General features: G+C 73.2%; 18 protein-coding genes and 2 pseudogenes. 9 read left to right on the top strand and 11 right to left on the bottom strand.

The window, feature by feature from the left end:
* Positions 1-29 precede the first annotated feature (29 nt).
* Positions 30-653: a LysE family transporter gene (locus tag ACIPM1_RS09175; RefSeq protein WP_402431082.1), complete on the top strand. Its 624-nt coding sequence runs from the start codon at positions 30-32 to the stop codon at positions 651-653.
* Between the two features lie 297 nt (positions 654-950).
* Positions 951-1,400 (top strand): nitroreductase family deazaflavin-dependent oxidoreductase, encoded by a 450-nt coding sequence (locus ACIPM1_RS09180; RefSeq protein ID WP_356182068.1) that lies wholly within the window; start codon positions 951-953, stop codon positions 1,398-1,400.
* 77 nt (positions 1,401-1,477) lie between these two features.
* On the opposite strand, the gene ACIPM1_RS09185 is transcribed toward ACIPM1_RS09180, so the two are convergent.
* A complete protein-coding gene (locus tag ACIPM1_RS09185) occupies positions 1,478-2,395 on the bottom strand; it encodes a cation diffusion facilitator family transporter (protein ID WP_402431844.1) in 918 nt (305 codons plus the stop codon).
* Between the two features lie 335 nt (positions 2,396-2,730).
* Here ACIPM1_RS09185 and ACIPM1_RS09190 point away from each other — a divergent pair, with 335 nt between their 5' ends.
* On the top strand, positions 2,731-3,750 hold the full coding sequence (locus ACIPM1_RS09190) for a glutathione S-transferase family protein (RefSeq protein WP_402431086.1): 1,020 nt from the start codon (positions 2,731-2,733) through the stop codon (positions 3,748-3,750).
* Between the two features lie 116 nt (positions 3,751-3,866).
* A complete protein-coding gene (locus ACIPM1_RS09195; RefSeq protein ID WP_356182059.1) occupies positions 3,867-4,166 on the top strand; it encodes a DUF4235 domain-containing protein in 300 nt (99 codons plus the stop codon).
* Between the two features lie 71 nt (positions 4,167-4,237).
* Here the strand turns inward: ACIPM1_RS09195 and ACIPM1_RS09200 are convergent, their stop codons facing one another.
* From ACIPM1_RS09200 to ACIPM1_RS09210, 3 genes are all read right to left on the bottom strand, one after another.
* On the bottom strand, positions 4,238-4,630 hold the full coding sequence (locus ACIPM1_RS09200; RefSeq protein ID WP_402431089.1) for a VOC family protein: 393 nt from the start codon (positions 4,628-4,630) through the stop codon (positions 4,238-4,240).
* A gap of 77 nt (positions 4,631-4,707) precedes the next feature.
* Positions 4,708-5,172 carry a pyridoxamine 5'-phosphate oxidase family protein gene (locus tag ACIPM1_RS09205; RefSeq protein ID WP_402431092.1) on the bottom strand — a complete coding sequence of 155 codons (465 nt, stop codon included), beginning with the start codon at positions 5,170-5,172 and terminating at the stop codon, positions 4,708-4,710.
* 58 nt (positions 5,173-5,230) lie between these two features.
* Positions 5,231-6,283, bottom strand: a complete 1,053-nt coding sequence (locus ACIPM1_RS09210) for a GlxA family transcriptional regulator (protein WP_402431095.1) — start codon at positions 6,281-6,283, stop codon at positions 5,231-5,233.
* Between the two features lie 71 nt (positions 6,284-6,354).
* Here ACIPM1_RS09210 and ACIPM1_RS09215 point away from each other — a divergent pair, with 71 nt between their 5' ends.
* The 3 genes and pseudogenes from ACIPM1_RS09215 to ACIPM1_RS09225 form a co-directional block, all read left to right on the top strand.
* Positions 6,355-7,305 (top strand): NADP-dependent oxidoreductase, encoded by a 951-nt coding sequence (locus ACIPM1_RS09215; RefSeq protein ID WP_402431097.1) that lies wholly within the window; start codon positions 6,355-6,357, stop codon positions 7,303-7,305.
* 159 nt (positions 7,306-7,464) lie between these two features.
* Positions 7,465-7,845: an anti-sigma factor antagonist gene (locus ACIPM1_RS09220; RefSeq protein ID WP_402431100.1), complete on the top strand. Its 381-nt coding sequence runs from the start codon at positions 7,465-7,467 to the stop codon at positions 7,843-7,845.
* Positions 7,846-8,059: 214 nt separating this feature from the next.
* A pseudogene (locus ACIPM1_RS09225) lies at positions 8,060-8,659 on the top strand (leucine zipper domain-containing protein); the annotation flags it as partial.
* Positions 8,660-8,715: 56 nt separating this feature from the next.
* Here ACIPM1_RS09225 and ACIPM1_RS09230 read toward each other — a convergent pair.
* Complete coding sequence (locus ACIPM1_RS09230) at positions 8,716-9,684, bottom strand: ribose-phosphate diphosphokinase (RefSeq protein WP_402431103.1); 969 nt, start codon at positions 9,682-9,684, stop codon at positions 8,716-8,718.
* 244 nt (positions 9,685-9,928) lie between these two features.
* Between ACIPM1_RS09230 and ACIPM1_RS09235 the strand changes: the two genes are divergently transcribed.
* Positions 9,929-10,591, top strand: a complete 663-nt coding sequence (locus ACIPM1_RS09235) for a DUF4230 domain-containing protein (RefSeq protein WP_402431106.1) — start codon at positions 9,929-9,931, stop codon at positions 10,589-10,591.
* A 97-nt stretch (positions 10,592-10,688) separates the two neighbouring features.
* Here the strand turns inward: ACIPM1_RS09235 and ACIPM1_RS09240 are convergent, their stop codons facing one another.
* The 6 genes and pseudogenes from ACIPM1_RS09240 to ACIPM1_RS09265 form a co-directional block, all read right to left on the bottom strand.
* Positions 10,689-12,473 carry a complex I subunit 5 family protein gene (locus ACIPM1_RS09240; RefSeq protein ID WP_402431109.1) on the bottom strand — a complete coding sequence of 595 codons (1,785 nt, stop codon included), beginning with the start codon at positions 12,471-12,473 and terminating at the stop codon, positions 10,689-10,691.
* Entirely contained in the window at positions 12,473-12,820 is a 348-nt protein-coding gene (locus ACIPM1_RS09245) for a sodium:proton antiporter (RefSeq protein WP_392192093.1), read from the bottom strand. The genes ACIPM1_RS09240 and ACIPM1_RS09245 overlap by 1 nt, the downstream gene beginning before the upstream one ends.
* Positions 12,821-12,839: 19 nt before the next feature.
* Positions 12,840-13,580: an MnhB domain-containing protein gene (locus tag ACIPM1_RS09250; protein WP_402431111.1), complete on the bottom strand. Its 741-nt coding sequence runs from the start codon at positions 13,578-13,580 to the stop codon at positions 12,840-12,842.
* A 101-nt stretch (positions 13,581-13,681) separates the two neighbouring features.
* Positions 13,682-13,915: pseudogene (locus tag ACIPM1_RS09255) on the bottom strand (Na(+)/H(+) antiporter subunit B); the annotation flags it as partial.
* On the bottom strand, positions 13,908-14,360 hold the full coding sequence (locus tag ACIPM1_RS09260; RefSeq protein WP_402431849.1) for a monovalent cation/H+ antiporter complex subunit F: 453 nt from the start codon (positions 14,358-14,360) through the stop codon (positions 13,908-13,910). The pseudogene ACIPM1_RS09255 and the gene ACIPM1_RS09260, both read right to left, overlap by 8 nt.
* Positions 14,357-14,539: a hypothetical protein gene (locus ACIPM1_RS09265; RefSeq protein WP_402431114.1), complete on the bottom strand. Its 183-nt coding sequence runs from the start codon at positions 14,537-14,539 to the stop codon at positions 14,357-14,359. The genes ACIPM1_RS09260 and ACIPM1_RS09265 overlap by 4 nt, the downstream gene beginning before the upstream one ends.
* Before the next feature lie 275 nt (positions 14,540-14,814).
* On the opposite strand from ACIPM1_RS09265, the gene ACIPM1_RS09270 reads away from it, so the two are divergent.
* The gene (locus ACIPM1_RS09270; RefSeq protein ID WP_402431117.1) at positions 14,815-15,417 is read left to right on the top strand and encodes a VanZ family protein; all 603 of its coding nucleotides are present in this window, start codon (positions 14,815-14,817) and stop codon (positions 15,415-15,417) included.
* The last annotated feature ends 184 nt before the right edge of the window (positions 15,418-15,601 follow it).

A 15,601-nucleotide genomic window follows, 5' to 3' on the forward strand; every position in this document is an offset into this window, starting at 1 on the left:
CGTCCCGGGAGGTCCGACCCGGTACGGCCGTGACCGGCGCGCTCGTCGCGGGGCTGCTCGCGGGCTTCGGCATCGCCGTGCCCGTCGGCGCCGTCGGGGCCTACCTCGTCTCCCTCACCGCCCGCACCTCGCTGCGGACCGGCTGGTGCGCCGCGCTCGGCGTCGCCACCGCCGACGGCGTCTACGCCCTGCTGGCCACGCTCGGGGGCGCCGCCCTGGCCGCGTCTCTGCGGCCGGTGCTGGGGCCGCTGCGCTGGGTGTCGGCCCTGGTGCTGGCCGCGCTGGCCGGGTGGGGGGCGGTCACCGCGCTGCGGCGGTACCGGGCCCGTCGCCCGGCCGGGCCGCCGGACACCGCCGCGCCGAGTCCCGCGCGCGCCTATCTCGGGCTCCTGGGCCTCACCCTGCTCAATCCGGCCACGGTGATCTACTTCGCGGCGCTGGTGCTGGGCAGCCGTACCGCGGCCGCCGTGCCGCCCCTGGAACAGGGGGTCTTCGTGCTGGCGGCCTTCGCCGCCTCCGCGAGCTGGCAGCTGCTGCTGGCCGGGAGTGGCGCACTGCTGGGCCGCGCCCTGACCGGTCACCGTGGGCGGCTGGTCACGGCCCTGGTCTCGAGCGCGGTGATGACGGTGCTGGCGGTACGGATGGTCGTGTGATCCGCGTGAGGCGGTGCGGGCCGCCCTCGTCGGGCGGTACGAATGGTCGATCGGCCCGCGTGAGGCGGTGCCTGCCGTCCGCACACGCGCTACGGGTGGTCGTGCCGTCCGCGTGAGGCGGTGCGCCGAGGGTGCCGTCCCGGGCCCCGGCCGCCCGCCGGGCACCACCGCGGGCGTGGGCGTGGCCGAAGGGGGCGGATGGGCTTCCCGGGGAACGCGGTAGGGATGAATCGTGTGGCCACCGTCGTCGCACGGCGACGCGAGATCCGCGACAGGACGCGAGAGAGGACGGACGCCATGCCTCTTGAGGGCGAGTACGAGCCCAGCCCGGCCCAGTGGGTCCGGGATCAGGTGGAGTTGTACGAGAGCTCGGGCGGGACCAAGGGGACCACGCTGCTGGACACGGGTCTGCCCGTCGTGGTGCTGACCACCCGGGGCGCGAAGAGCGGGAAGATCCGCAAGACGCCGCTGATGCGGGTGGAGCACGACGGGCGGTACGCCGTGGTGGCCTCGCAGGGCGGCGCGCCCAAGCACCCCGTGTGGTACTTCAACCTCACCGCCGATCCCCGCGCGGAGCTGCAGGACGGGCCGGTGAAGCGGGACATGACGGCCCGTGAGGTCACGGGGGCCGAGAAGGCCGAGTGGTGGGAGCGCGCCGTCGCCGCGTATCCCCCCTACGCCGAGTACCAGCAGAAGACCTCGCGGGAGATCCCGGTCTTCGTGCTGGAGCCGGCCGACGGGCACTGACACGGAGGGGATGCCCGGCCGGAGGGAAATCCCCGTGCCGGGGCGCATGAAGCCGTCAGAGGCCGGGCATCCGCTCCTCAGGCCCCGCCGCGCTCCCCCGTCGCGGCGGGGCTTTCGCGTTTCCGCTCGGTCCGCCGGTCGGTCACGTCGAGGAAGACCTGGTCCGCCTCGGGCACGGTGCGGGCGATGGAGCGCTTGATGCGCACGGAGATCTCCTCCACCTTCTCGCTGTCCAGGCCGGGCACCAGATCGATCCGGGCGGCCACCATGACGCAGTCGAGGCCCATCTTCATGGTGAACAGCGCCTCGACGCTGTCGATCTCCGGCTGCGCCCGGAGCAGGTTCCTGATCCGGTCGGCCAGCTCGGGGTCGGCGGCCTCCCCGATCAGCTGGTCGCGCGCGTCGCGGCCGAGCCGGTAGGCGACGTAGACGAGCAGGACGCCGATCGCCAGCGAGGCGGAGGCCTCCCAGACGACCTGGCCGGTGATCATGTGCAGCGCCATGCCGATGATGGCGAGGGTGACGCCGAGGACCGCGGTGCCGTCCTCGGCGACGACGGTGCGCAGTGCCGGGTCGCGCAGGCCGCCCTTGCCGCCCTGGCGGCGCACCTGGTGCAGGGCCCGCAGCAGGGAGACGCCCTCGGCCAGCAGGGCGACGCCGAGGACGATGAGCCCCGCAACGTAGCCGCCGAGTGACTCCTCGGCTCCGTTGCGCAGGGCCTCGATGCCCTGGAGGAAGGAGAAGCAGCCGCCCATGACGAAGATGCCGACGGCGGCGAGGAGGGACCAGAAGAACCGCTCCTTGCCGTAGCCGAAGGGGTGTTGCCGGTCGGCGGGACGGCGGCTGCGGTGCAGCGCGGCCAGCAGGAAGACCTCGTTGAGGCTGTCGGCGACGGAGTGGGCCGCCTCCGACAGCAGCGCCGGCGAGCCCGCGAGGAGGCCGCCGACGGCCTTGGCGACCGCGATGACGAGATTCGCCGCGAGGGCCACCAGCACGGTGATCCGTGTCCTGCGGTCCGCCGCCTTCCCGGCCCCTTCTCCTTCTCCTTCTCCTTCTCCTTCTCCTCCCCCTTCCTCCTTGCCGTCCGTGCCGCGCTCCGGCGCCCGGTCCGGATCCCGGTCCTCCGCGTGATCGTGCGCCTGGTGCCTCGAGCCGTCCGGCGCCCGGTCGTTCGCGTTGTCCGTCATGTCGTCCGTCGTGTTTTCCGTAGGTGTCCCGCTCACCTTCGCCGAATGCCCCGGCCACCCTGGCTCATACCGTGCCACTGGGCGAATTCGGGGAACGCGTTCACCAGGACAGTCGCAGGGACCGTCGTACGGCAGGAGGACACATGAGCGGCGGGGGCGGCGGCAACAGCGCCTACGGGCACAGCGCCTTCAAGCGGTCCAGGAGCCACTTCAGGGACCGGATCACCGCGGACGGGCGGGACGGATGGCCGGTCGAGGCCGGGCGCTACCGCCTGGTCGTCAGCCGCGCCTGCCCCTGGGCGAGCCGGGCGCTCGTCGTACGGCGGCTGCTCGGTCTGGAGGACGCCCTCTCGCTCGCCGTCACCGACCCCGTCCAGGACGACCGGAGCTGGCGTTTCACCCTCGATCCGGACGGCCGCGACCCCGTCCTCGGCATCCGGTTCCTCAGCGAGGCCTACGACGCCCGGGAGCAGGGCCATCCGGGCGGCGTCAGCGTGCCCGCGATCGTCGACATGCCCAGCGGCCGGCTCGTCACCAACGACTACCAGCAGATCACCCTGGACCTCGCCACCGAGTGGACGGCCCTGCACCGGCCCGGGGCCCCCGACCTGTACCCGCGGACGCTGCGCACCGAGATCGACACGGTGATGGCGGAGGTGTACGAGGACGTCAACAACGGCGTGTACCGGGCCGGGTTCGCCACCGGCCAGGCGGAGTACGAGGCCGCGTGCACGGGTGTGTTCCGGCGGCTGGAGGTGCTGGCGGACCGGCTGGCGGGGCAGCGTTATCTCGTCGGGGACACGATCACCGAGGCGGACGTCCGGCTGTTCACCACACTGGTCCGTTTCGACGCCGTCTACCACGGACACTTCAAGTGCAACCGCTGGAAGCTGGCGGAGAACACGGTGCTGTGGGCGTACGCCCGCGATCTGTACCAGACACCGGGTTTTGGTGACACGGTCGACTTCGACCACATCAAGCGTCACTACCACCAGGTGCACACCGGCATCAATCCGACCGGGATCGTGCCCCTCGGGCCGGACCTGTCCGGCTGGCTGACGCCGCATCACCGGGAGGAGCTCGGCGGCCGGCCCTTCGGGGACGGGACCGCTCCCGGGCCGGTGCGCGCCGGGGAGGAGGTGCCGGTCCGGGGCAGGCCCTGACCACTCCCCCGCCGCCGCCCCGTTCGCGCGGCGCCCGGCGCACGCGGCACACACCGCCGCCGATGAGCACGAACGACCGGTACGACACGTACCGCACGCACTAGAAGGAGACACAGGTGGCCAAGAAGAAGAACAAGCTCCCGCTCGCCTACCAGCCCGTCGGGTTCACGCTGGGCTGGGCGGGCGGAGCGCTGGCCGGGATGGCCTTCCGCGCCGTGTGGAAGGCGGTCCGCCACGAGGAGGACGCTCCCGACGCGCTCGACGAGGACCGCGGCTGGGGCGAGATCCTGCTGGCCGCGGCCGTCCAGGGGGCCATCTTCGCCGTGGTGCGCAGCGCGGTGGACCGCGCGGGCGCCAAGGCCATCGAGCGCTCGACCGGAGTGTGGCCCGCCAAGTCCAAGGGCGGCCGCGACTGAACCGACGCCGGCCGGCCGCGCCCGGAAACCGGGGTGCGGCCGGCCGGCGTCGGCCTCTCTCTTGTGGGACGTCAGCCCTGTTTGGGCGCCTTGGGCCGGGCGCGCCGGAGGGTGAAGGAGTGACCGGCCGGGTCGGAGCAGGAGCGCTCCTCGTAGGGGCCGGGCGCGTCCTTCGCCTCCAGCGGGCGGCCGCCGAGCTCGACGACCCGGCGCTCGGCCGCGTCGAGGTCCTCGACCTGGAAGTCCAGATGGGCCTGGAGGGAGTTCTCGGGGCGCGGCCAGCTCGGCGGGGTCGCGTTGGCGTCCCGCCGGAAGGCCATCCGCATTCCGTCGGCGCCGCGGATCTCCACCAGGTTGGCGGTGGCCGCGGTCTCCTCCCCCTCCAGGAACTCCTTGTAGAACACGGCGAGTTTCTCGGGCTCGGCGCAGTCGAGCACCACCACGCCGGCGGTCACCAGTGGCATGTCTCCTCCGAAGATTCCGGCGGCCGGACGTGCCTGCCCCGCCGCCCCTTCCCTCCGGATATCCCGGCCCCGCGGATTCAGTCGGCGGCCAGCCACTCACCGTCACGCATCAGTTCCCGCCCGTCCAGTTCGTCGGCCTCGCGCCAGGCCTGCACCCGCTGGGGGTGGACGCGGAAGTACAGGTAGGGCGTGGCGAGACGGCGCGGGTCGAAGCCGGTCTTGGCCTCGAAGATCTCGGCGTCCTCCTCGGGCAGGTCGGCCGGCGGCACGGCCTCGACCGTGCCCTCCACGAGCACCACGTCACGGGTCGGCCCGATCCCCAGCCGCGCCCTGCCGGTCGTACGGAGGTTCCGCCCGGTCCGGCTCTCCGCCGGAGTGGCCAGCAGGAGGGTGGCGCCGTCCCAGACGAACGACAGCGGCACGAGGTGCGGGAGGCCCCCGTCGGCGTCGGCCGTCGCCACCCAGGCGTCGACGTCGTTCTCCAGCCGGTGCAGGGAGTCCAGCCTGCGCTGCCGCGCGGAGCGTGCGGGTGGTGGGGTCATGGTCGGACAGCCTCCTGACGGGTCGTCGCGTCGTCGTACGGAGATCACGTGCGCCCCCTCAGTGTGACCGTCCGGTGTCCTTCCCCGCCCGGATCTCCACCGGGCGCGCCGCGCCTGCGGCCGCAACGGCCTCTCTGTCGGCCTTGCCGGGCGTCGCGGGCCCTGACGGGGCCGCCTGGAACGTGCGCCGGTACGCCTGCGGGGAGACGCCGATCGCGGCGTGCAGGTGCTGCCGCAGGGAGGCGCCGGTGGCGAAGCCGACCCGGCCGGCGATCTGGTCGACCGTCAGGTCGCTGGACTCCAGGAGGTGGCGGGCCCGGGCGACGCGTTGCTGGACGATCCAGCGGCCGGGGCTGAGCCCGACCTCGTCGTTGAACCGGCGGGCGAAGGTGCGCGGGCTCATCCGGGCGTGGGCGGCGAGGTCGGCCAGGGCCAGCGGCTCGTCCAGGCGCCCGAGGGCCCACGCGCGGGTCCCGGCGGTGCTCGCGGCGCCCTGCTCGGGCACGGGCTGCTCGATGTACTGCGCCTGGCCGCCGTCGCGGAACGGGGGGACCACGCAGCGGCGGGCCACCGCGTTGGCGAGTTCGCTGCCGTGGTCGGAGCGCACGAGGTGCAGGCAGATGTCGACCCCGGAGGCGGCGCCCGCCGAAGTGAGGAACCGGCCGTCCTCGACGAAGAGCACATCCGGGTCGAGGGTGACCCGGGGGAACGCGCGCCGGAAGCGTTCGGCGACGTGCCAGTGGGTGGTGGCCCGGCGGCCGTCGAGCAGTCCGGCCGCAGCGAGGACGAAGGCGCCGGTGCAGATGGAGACGACGCGCGCGTGCGCGGGGATGCGGGCCAGTGCCGCGGCGACCTCGTCCGGCAGCCGCTCGGCGATCCGGGCCGGCGGTACGGCGGTGATCACCACCGTGTCGGCGGTGGCCAGCACCTGCGGTCCGTGGTCGGCGGTGACGGTGAAGTCCGCGCTGGTGCGTACCGGTTGCCCGTCGACCGTGCAGGTCAGCACCTCGTAGTGTCCGTCGGCCGCGCCGAGGATCCGGTGGGGGATGCTCAGCTCGAAGGGATAGACACCGTCGAGGGCCAGCACCACCACCCGTTCCGTTCGCCTCATGGCACGATCCTATCGAAGGTTGGCAATCTTGCCATTTTCCGGCCGCGCGGATCGGGGCAGGCTGGTTCACCATGAACGATGTGAACACGATGCGCGCCATCAGCCAGGACGTCCTCGGCGGCCCCGAGGTCCTCCGGGAAGTGACGCTGGAGCGGCCCGAGCCGCGGCCGAACGAGGTACTGGTCCGGGTGCGGGCCGCCGGGGTGAACCCCACCGACTGGAAGCACCGGGCCACCGGCGGCTTCCTGGGCGAGCCGCCCTTCGTCCTCGGCTGGGACGTCTCCGGCGTGGTCGAGGCGACCGGCGTCGGGGTCGCCCTCTTCCAGCCCGGGGACGAGGTCTTCGGCATGCTGCCCTACCCGTTCGGCCACGGCTCGCACGCCGAGTACGTCACCGCCCCCGCCCGCGCCTTCACGCACAAGCCGGCCGGGATCGACCACGTCCAGGCGGGCGCGCTGCCGCTGGTCTCGCTGACCGCGTGGCAGGCGCTGGTGGAGCGGGCCGGGTTGCGGCCCGGGCAGCGAGTGCTGATCCACGCGGCGGCCGGCGGGGTGGGCCACGTGGCGGTGCAGATCGCGAAGGCGCACGGCGCGTACGTCATCGGCACCGCGAGCGCGGGCAAGCACGACTTCCTGCGGGAGATCGGCGTGGACGAGGCGATCGACTACCGGACGACCGACTTCGCCGAGGCCGTGCGGGACGTGGACGTGGTGCTGGACACCCTCGGCGGCGACACCTCCGTGCGCTCGCTGCGGGTGCTGCGGCCGGGCGGGATCGTGGTCTCGATCCTGCCGGTCGGCTCGGAGGAGTTCCACCAGGAGGCGGAGCGGCTCGGGGTGCGGGCGATGAGGATGCTCGTCGACGCCGACCACCACGGCATGAGGGCGATCGCGGACCTGGTCGAGACGGGCCGGCTGCGCGCCACGATCGCCGGGACCTTCCCGCTGGCAGAGGCCGCCAAGGCGCACGAGCTGGGCGACACCGGCCGCACGACGGGCAAGCTGGTGCTGCTGGTCGACTGACCGCACTTCGCGGCAAGACACGGCCGCAATTCGATGACATATGTCAACCGAACATGCTGGAATTCACTCCAACGAGGGTAACTTGCAGGGCGGGGACGGGTTTTGGGCCCGGTGATCCGTCACCCCGCCGTATCAGGTTCGGTTGGAGGCGATGTCGTCGTGCAGCAGGAACCTGCGCCGCTCACCCGGCATCTGCGCGTCCACCGGGACCGCGGCCACACCGTGCTGGAGTTCCGCGGGGAGATCGACATCGCCGCGGCGGCGGAGATCCTGCCCTGTCTGGACCTGGTGACGGCCCGGCCCGGTGCCCGGGTCGTCATCGACCTCAGCCGGGTCGACTTCTTCGACTGCTCCGGACTGCGGCTGCTGTACCGGGCCCGCGGCCGGGTCCTCGGCCAGGGCGGCGAGCTGCGCCTGGTGTGCACGCACCCGCTGACCCTGCGGGTGCTCAGGACCACCGGCCTGGCCCGGCTGCTGCCCCCGCAGCCGACGCTGGACGCGGCCCTGGAGCAGCCCGAGGCCACGTCCGGCTCCCTGTGAGCCGGTGCCGTCCCAAGGTCTTCCTTTCGGGTCGGGCCGGCTTCGGGGGACGCTGCTTTCCGAGGACCCCGCGACCCCGGCAAGATCCGAAAGAGAGGCCCTAGCTGTGCTGTCCCGGGACGTTGGTGACACGCGGTCTGGGTGCTTGAACAGGTGAGGGCATCCTGGGTTCGGTGTGGATTGCGACATCTACGCCCGACCGCAGGAGGCCCTCGTGTCCCACCGTAATGCCCCGCTGACCCCGACCGGCAGGCTGCGTCTGGCCCGGTGTGTCGTGGACGACGGCTGGCCGTTGCGGCGGGCCGCGGAACGCTTCCAGGTCAGCCACACCACCGCCGCCCGCTGGGCGAGCCGCTACCGGCAGCTGGGCGAGGCCGGGATGCACGATCGCTCCAGCCGCCCCCACCACAGCCCCCGCCAGACTCCTGCCGCGGTCGAACAGCAGGTCGTGCACCTGCGGCGCGAGCACCGGATCGGACCGCTGCGGCTGGCCGCCCGCACCGGCATCGCCGCCTCCACCGCCCACCGCATCCTCGTCCGGCACCACCTGCCCGCCCTGGCCGCCGTCGACCGGGCCACCGGCGAGCCCGTCCGCCGCTACGAACGCGCCCGGCCCGGCGAACTGGTCCACATCGACGTCAAGAAACTCGGCCGCATCCCCGACGGCGGCGGCCACAAGGTCCTCGGCCGCGCAGCCGGCCGGGCCAACCAGGACCGTCGAGACGGAACCGGATACGCCTACCTGCACACCGCCCTGGACGACCACTCCCGCCTGGCCTACACCGAGGACCTGTCCGACGAGAAGGCCGCGACCGGCATCAGCGGCCAACCACCAGCCAGCCGCGTCACCAACCTGTCGGAACAGCACACCTAGCCCTCCTCGCCGCGCGGCGCGTCGAACAGGGCGCTGACCGACTCGCCGTTGTGGATGCGCCGCACGGCCTCGGCGAGGGCCGGGGCGATGGACAGGACACGCAGCTTGAACCGGTACTCCTCGACGTCGTCCACCGGCACCGGCACGGTGTTGGTGCACACGATCTCCAGCACGTCGGGCTGCTCGGTCAGCCGTTTCAGCGCGCCCTCCGCGAACAGGCCGTGGGTGCAGGCGATCCGGATCGAGCGGGGCCCCGACTCGCGCAGCCGGTCCAGGAGTTCGAGCACCGTACTGCCCTTGGCGATCTCGTCGTCCAGCACGATGACGTCCCGCCCGGCCACGTCGCCGATGACGGAGCTGATGGTCACGCGGTCGTCCGCGAAGCGCTGCTTGGCCCCCGCGGCCACCTGCGCGCCGATCATGCGCGCGAACGCGGCGGCCTCCTTGGCGTTGCCGAGGTCCGGCGAGACGACGGTGGTGCGGCTCAGGTCGTACTGCCGGAAGTGCGCGGCCAGCTCGCGCAGGGCGTGCAGATGGTCGACGGGCACCGAGAAGAAGCCGTGCACCTGCGGCGCGTGCAGCGTCATGGCGAGGACCCGGCTCGTGCCGGCGGCGACCATCAGGTCGGCGACCAGCCGTCCGCCCAGGGAGATGCGCGGGGCGTCCTTCTTGTCGGAACGGGCGTAGGAGTAGTGCGGCATGACGACGGTGATGCGGCCGGCGGAGGCCCCACGGGCGGCGTCGCACATCAGCAGCAGCTCCACCAGGTGCTCCTGGACCGGCCTGACCAGCGGCTGGATCAGGAAGACGTCGCGTTCCCGGCAGTTCGCCTGCAACTGCACCTCCAGGCAGTCGTTGGCGAACCGGCTGAGCCGGGTGGGGCTGAGCGGCACGCCCAGATGCGCGCAGACCTCCGCCGCCAGCTCGGGATGGGCGCTGCCGCTGAACACCGCGATGTCTCGCACGATCCGCTCCTCGCATGATCACTGCTGACTGCCGGGCTCATGCTACTGACCACGGGAAAGCCGGTCGCGGTGCGCCACGGCCCCCGCGCGTACGGTGGCCGGACCCGGTGCCCCGGCCTCCGGGGTCCGCGGCGGGGGCGCCGTCGATGCGCACGTCCGGCCCGGCTGCGGAGGGGCCGGCCAACGGGGCTGTCTGTCACGGGATTTGGCGGGCATGCGCAGAGGGAGGAAGGAGGAGCGCCGAATGACGACTTCCCTCAGGCGAGTGCCCCGGCGCATGCCCGGCTGGGCGAAGGCGGTGACCGCCGTCGTGGTGGTGCTCGTCGTGCTGTTCGCGGGGATCCGGATGGCCGTGCTGCCGGGCATCAACGACCTGTTCGGCACGCGGACGCAGGACCGTTCGGGCCCCGCGCTGCTGAAGTCCATCCAGGACATGAGCCGTTACAACGCCGCGTCCGGCAACTTCCAGGTCGTCGTGGACCTGGAGAAGGACACCAAGTACCTGCCGGACGCGATCCGCGGCACCCGCACCCTGTACGTGGGGGCGGGCACCGTCGACGCCTACGTCGACCTCGGCGAGGTCGGCGGCAAGGACGTGTCGGTCAACGCGGACCGCACCTCGGCCACGCTGCGCCTGCCGCACGCACGGCTCGGCAAGCCGGCCCTCGACCCCGACCACTCGTACGCGGTCTCCAAGCAGCGCGGGCTGCTGGACCGCCTCGGCGACCTGTTCTCCGACAACCCCAACAGCGAACGCGCCGTGCAGCAGCTCGCCGTCCGGCACATCTCCGACGCGGCCAAGGACAGCGGTCTGACCGCGCGGGCCGAGAGCAACACCACCGGCATGCTGGAAGGCCTGCTGCGCTCCCTCGGCTTCAAGGAGGTGCACGTCTCCTACGGCGCCTGAACCGGACGGCTCCGGGGCCCGTCGCCTCGGGGGCACGGCGCCTCGGAGGCCCGATGCCTCAGGGGCCCGATGCCTCGGGCCCGCGTCCTCGGCGGTCTCAGCCGCCGAGGACGCCCGGCAGGGCCAGGGCTCCCAGCAGGGTCGTCCCCACCAGCAGCCAGGCCACGTAGTCGCCGATGTGCCCGGACTGCAGGCGCCTGAGCGGCAGGGCCCAGTCGGGTTCCGAAAGAGGTCCCGGGCGGGTGACGGCGACGGCCGCCAGCCCGGTGGCCAGCAGGGCCGAAAGCAGCCCCAGGAGGACTCCGGTCCCCGTCCAGTGCACGAGGCCGGCGGCGCCCCCGGAACCGGACTCGTTGACGGCACGGGCGACCAGTCCCGCGAACCCGGGCGCCACCCCGACGGCGAGTGCGGCGGCGAGGAGCACCGCGGGGACCGCCCGCATGGTGCCGGGGACACGGGTGAGGCGGTGCAGGGTCTCGGGTTGCTCGCCGGACCCGGTCGTCTCGTCCTCCGGGTGTACCTCCACGTATTCCTCCGGGTGTTCCTCCGGCCGCGGGCCGAGCCCGAGGAACACGCGCCCGGTCACCCGCAGCACCGCTCCCCCGGTGACGGCGGACGCCAGGACGTAGACCACGGTGAGCGGGCCGCCCACCGCCTCCTCGGCGACGGCCTTGCCGAGGCCGGTGCCGAACGGCGGGAGCCCCGCCAGGGCCAGCGCCCCGACGGCGAACATGACCGCCACACCGCGCAGTTCCCGGGCCCGGCCGTGCAGGGCGAGTTCGTCGACGCCGCCGTAGCGGTTCAGCAGGATGCCGGCGCAGGCGAACAGGGCCGCCTTCACGCCCGCGTGCCCGAGGACGTACAGCGCGACGCCGTCGTCCGCCTCGGGCGTCAGCGCGCCGATGCCGACGAGGAACAGCCCGGTGTGGGCGACGGTCGAGTAGGCGAGCAGCCGCTTGATGTGCCGCTGGTACCAGCACATGACCGCGCCGACCGCCGCCGTCAGCACGCCGAGCGCGACCAGGGCCCGGGTGAAGTCCCCCGCGGGGACTCCGCCGGGGCCGGAGAAGACGGTGCCGTACACCCGCCAGACGCCGTACGCGCCGAGTTCCACCATGACGCCGGAGAGCAGCATGCACACGGGCGTGGGAGCGACGGCGTGCGCGTCCGGCAGCCAGAAGTGGAAGGGCACGGCGGCGGCCTTCACCAGCAGGCCGGTCAGTACGAGGACGAAGGCGGCGAGGGTGAGGGCGTCCGGCCCGCCGTGCGCGTCGAGTCCGCGCCCGATCTTCACCAGGGAGAGTTCGCCGGTGCGGGCGTAGAGCAGGCCGATGCCCGTGAGCAGGAAGTAGGCGCCCAGCGAGTTGACGACGCCGAAGGTCATGGCGCCCTGCACGGCCTTGGCCTCGTCGACGCGGTAGCCGGTGAGCGCGTACGCCACGACACTCATCAGCTCGAAGAACACGAACGCGTCGAACAGGTCGCCCGCGATCGCGAAGCCGCACATGCCTCCCTGGAAGAGCAGCATGAGCGCCGGGTAGGCACCCGCGTGGCCGTGGGGCGGTTCGTCGAAGTAGTGCCAGGAGTACGCCAGCGCGGCCAGCGTGAGCAGTGACGCGAGCGCGGCCATGCCGAGGCCGGCGCCGTCGCCGGTGAGGACGATGCCGACACTCTCGCCGTCCTTCGGGTACCAGGCGCCGACCCATTCGACCAGCGGTGGCGAGGAGTTGAGCAGCAGCACCAGCGCGAGGCCGGCCGTCGCGCCGGAGACCGCGCAGGCGACGGTCTCGGCGGCCGGACGCGGCAGATGGCGGCCCACGGCGATCAGCACGGCGGCGCCCAGCAGCGGCACGGCCACCAGCAGCGGCAGCAGATGGCGCATCAGCCGCGCAGCTCCCTCAGCTCGTCGGGGTCGACCGTGCCGTGCCGTTTGGCGACCTGCATGACCAGCGCGAGCAGCAGCGCGGTGACGGTGGCGCCGACGACGACGTCGGTGAGGGCCAGCGCCTGCACGACGGGGTCCACCACGGGCCGCGAGCCGGGCCGGATGTCGGAGAAGACGGGCGCGGTGCCGCCGTCGCGGTAGCCGACGGCCAGCAGCAGCACGTACGTGGAGGACTGCACGACGGCCAGGCAGCCGACGGCGTGGATCAGGTTCCGGCTGGTGGCCAGGCCGTAGCAGCCGGTCAGGAACACCCATACGGCGACCAGGTACGGAAGGACGTGCAGCACGGCGGTCACGGCGTTCTCACTTCCCGCTCTCCTCCTCGATCTCGACGGCCTGGTCCAGGAAGCCGGCGAGCAGCACCACCACCGCGCAGGCGACCTCCATTCCGACGGCCGCGTTCAGCAGGGGCACGGTGCCGCCCGAGGACAGCGTGTTGAACGTGCCGTACGGCAGCAGGGTGTTGGCGAGGAAGGCGGTGCCCGCCAGGACGCCCGCGAGACCGAGGACCAGGTAGGCGGAGACGGACAGCGCGTCGCCGATCTCGTAGAGCCCGACCGGGCGCACGCGTTCCAGGGCGCGGTAGTCGGCTCCCAGGTACAGCAGGTGCAGGGCGGTCGCGGCGACGACACCGCCCTGGAAGCCGCCGCCGGGACTGAGCTGCCCGTGGGCGATCACGTACAGGCCGGTGAGCAGCGCGACGGGCAGCACGACCAGGGCGTAGCGGCGGACCGGCCGGGCGACGTCGGCGGGGCGGGGCCGGGCGCGGTGCTCGTCGCGGGTCTGCCGCAGCAGGACGAGGCAGCCGAGGACGGCCGCGAAGAGGATGGTCATCTCGCCCGTGGTGTCGAAGGCCCGCTGGTCGAAGTTGACGGAGGCGACGGTGTTGGCGGCGTGCCGGGACAGGGAGGCGCGCACGGCGCGGTCGCCGTAGGGATGCCACGGGCCACCGAAGGCGGGCAGCTTCAGGCAGGCGGCGACGAGCAGCGCGGCGAGTCCCGAGCCGCCCGCCCCGACGAGCCACAGCCGCACCCTCGGGTTCACCGCTCGCCCCCTTCGGACCCGGTCTCCTCGGAGTTCGCCTCCTTGGCTCCGCTCTCTCCCCGGGTGGTCTCTCCGGACCCGGCCTGGGCGGAACCGGCCGCGCGCCGCCTGACCTTGCGGACCGCGAGCATGATCAGCAGGGGGGTCAGCGCCGAGCCGACCGCGAGCTGCGACAGGGCGACGTCGGGCGCCTGGAGCACGGTGAACAGCACCGCGAGGACGACACCGAGGACGGACAGGACGAGCGCCTGGCGCGCGGGGTCGCGGTGCGCGACGGCGGCGGTCGCGCATCCGGCGACGAGCAGCAGCGCCACCACGAGAACCACGTCAGCCACGTCCGGCCCCCTTCGGCCCGCCGTACAGCGCCCGGGAGGCGATCAGGTTGCCGCCGATCAGCAGCGCCCCGACGACCAGGAGCTTCACCGTCGCGCGGCCCGGTCCGGTGACCGCGCACAGCGCCGGCACGACCAGCGCGCCGAGACCGGCGCACACCCAGGTCGCGCCCCGGGCCCGGGGCGGGTCCTCGGCGAGCTCGTCGGCGAGCAGCCGGGCGAAGACGAGGGTGCCGACCGGGCCCAGCAGCGCGAGCAGCAGGGCGAGATCGACGTAGGAGGGACGGTCGTAGCCCTGTGCGAGCAGCAGCAGGACCGGGCAGGCCACGGCGGTGGACAGGTTCTGGGCGACGGCCCTGCGGCGCAACGGCCCGGTGGTGACGCCCCACAGGACGGCGCCGAGCCCGGCGGCCAGGACACAGGACGCGGTCAGGATCCAGCCGTTCACCATCCGCCCACCACGCGCCGGCCGGCCCACGCGGCCGTCGCCGCCAGGCCCGCGGCACCGGCGCCGACGGCCACTTCCAGGGTGTCCACCGTGCTGATCAGGACCAGCCACAGCAGCAGGAGCGCGGCCCACCAGGCCAGGACCTCCCCCACGGCCAGGAGCGCCGTACGCCGGTTCACGCGCCACCTCCGCCGGTGTGGTCACTGGAGCGCCGGGAATCTCCCGTGCGCCGCTTCGGGGCATCCAAACACCGCCCCGCTCGCGGTGAGCGGCGACGCGCGGGCCCCCGCCCGGATGCCCCGCCGGCGGCGCCGGAAACCCGGTCGCCGGCGCGCGGGGAACACGGTCGCTTTCGCGCCACGGGTGCCCACGGTCGGGACCGATCCTCCGCATCCCGGCCGACTTCGCGGGTAACCGCTGTCCTACGTCTGAAAGTTAAAAATTGGAGGAGCACATGGCTCGCGTGGCGCTGCGCCCACGTACCGCTTTCCGTCCGTTCTCGGCCAAGACCGGACGTACGGCCAGGACCAATCGCGCCACCAGGACCGGACGCGCCGCGAAGGCCGCGCGCTCCCCGCAGCCGGACCCCGGGGAGCGCCGGCCGCTCCCCTGGCCCCTGCGCCTGCTGGCGATGCTGTGCGCCTTCGTCTTCATGGTGGCCTTCGCCGTCGTCCTGGCGAAGCTGACGCTCCAGCCGTCGCCCGCGTCGGCGTCCATCGCGCACACCAACCTGCATCCGGGGCGCTCGCTGAAGCTCTACCTTGAGGCTCCGGGGCTGCGGGACACGGTCAAGCAGATCGGCGGCAATCTGCTGCTCGGGGTGCCGTTCGGCGTGCTGGTGCCGATCGTGGCACCGCGGACGCGCCGGCTGCTGCGCGTGGTGCTGCTGACGGCTGTCGTGATGCTGCTGGTGGAGTTCGCCCAGGGGGCGCTGATCACCGGACGCGCCTTCGACATCGACGACGTCATCCTCAACACCACGGGCGCGCTGCTCGGTTACCTTCTGCTGGGCCGCCGGCTCAGCCGGGCGGTGCACGCCCGCAGGCCGCGTGCGTGAGGGCCAGGACCGGTCCGTACCAAAGGTATTGACGGTCCCTTACTTCACTCCTTGAATCAAGAGGCCACGGTTCTCCCTTCCGTGGGGGGGGCCCCCCCCCCGGCCCCCCCCCCCCCCGCCACACCCGGGCCCACCCCCCCTTCACCCGGCCCAGCGACACGCCCCCCCGAGAGCCCGCCAGGGC

Source organism: Streptomyces sp. NPDC086766, from assembly GCF_044746005.1.
Classification (GTDB): domain Bacteria; phylum Actinomycetota; class Actinomycetes; order Streptomycetales; family Streptomycetaceae; genus Streptomyces.

Excerpts from the sequence above, each read along its gene's own strand:
- ACIPM1_RS09215 (WP_402431097.1), top strand. The coding sequence starts at position 6,355 with ATGAACGATGTGAACACGATGCGCGCCATCAGCCAGGACGTCCTCGGC.
- ACIPM1_RS09205 (WP_402431092.1), bottom strand. The coding sequence starts at position 5,172 with ATGACCCCACCACCCGCACGCTCCGCGCGGCAGCGCAGGCTGGACTCC.
- ACIPM1_RS09235 (WP_402431106.1), top strand. The coding sequence starts at position 9,929 with ATGACGACTTCCCTCAGGCGAGTGCCCCGGCGCATGCCCGGCTGGGCG.
- ACIPM1_RS09240 (WP_402431109.1), bottom strand. The coding sequence starts at position 12,473 with ATGCGCCATCTGCTGCCGCTGCTGGTGGCCGTGCCGCTGCTGGGCGCC.
- ACIPM1_RS09180 (WP_356182068.1), top strand. The coding sequence starts at position 951 with ATGCCTCTTGAGGGCGAGTACGAGCCCAGCCCGGCCCAGTGGGTCCGG.
- ACIPM1_RS09190 (WP_402431086.1), top strand. The coding sequence starts at position 2,731 with ATGAGCGGCGGGGGCGGCGGCAACAGCGCCTACGGGCACAGCGCCTTC.
- ACIPM1_RS09210 (WP_402431095.1), bottom strand. The coding sequence starts at position 6,283 with ATGAGGCGAACGGAACGGGTGGTGGTGCTGGCCCTCGACGGTGTCTAT.
- ACIPM1_RS09270 (WP_402431117.1), top strand. The coding sequence starts at position 14,815 with ATGGCTCGCGTGGCGCTGCGCCCACGTACCGCTTTCCGTCCGTTCTCG.
- ACIPM1_RS09200 (WP_402431089.1), bottom strand. The coding sequence starts at position 4,630 with ATGCCACTGGTGACCGCCGGCGTGGTGGTGCTCGACTGCGCCGAGCCC.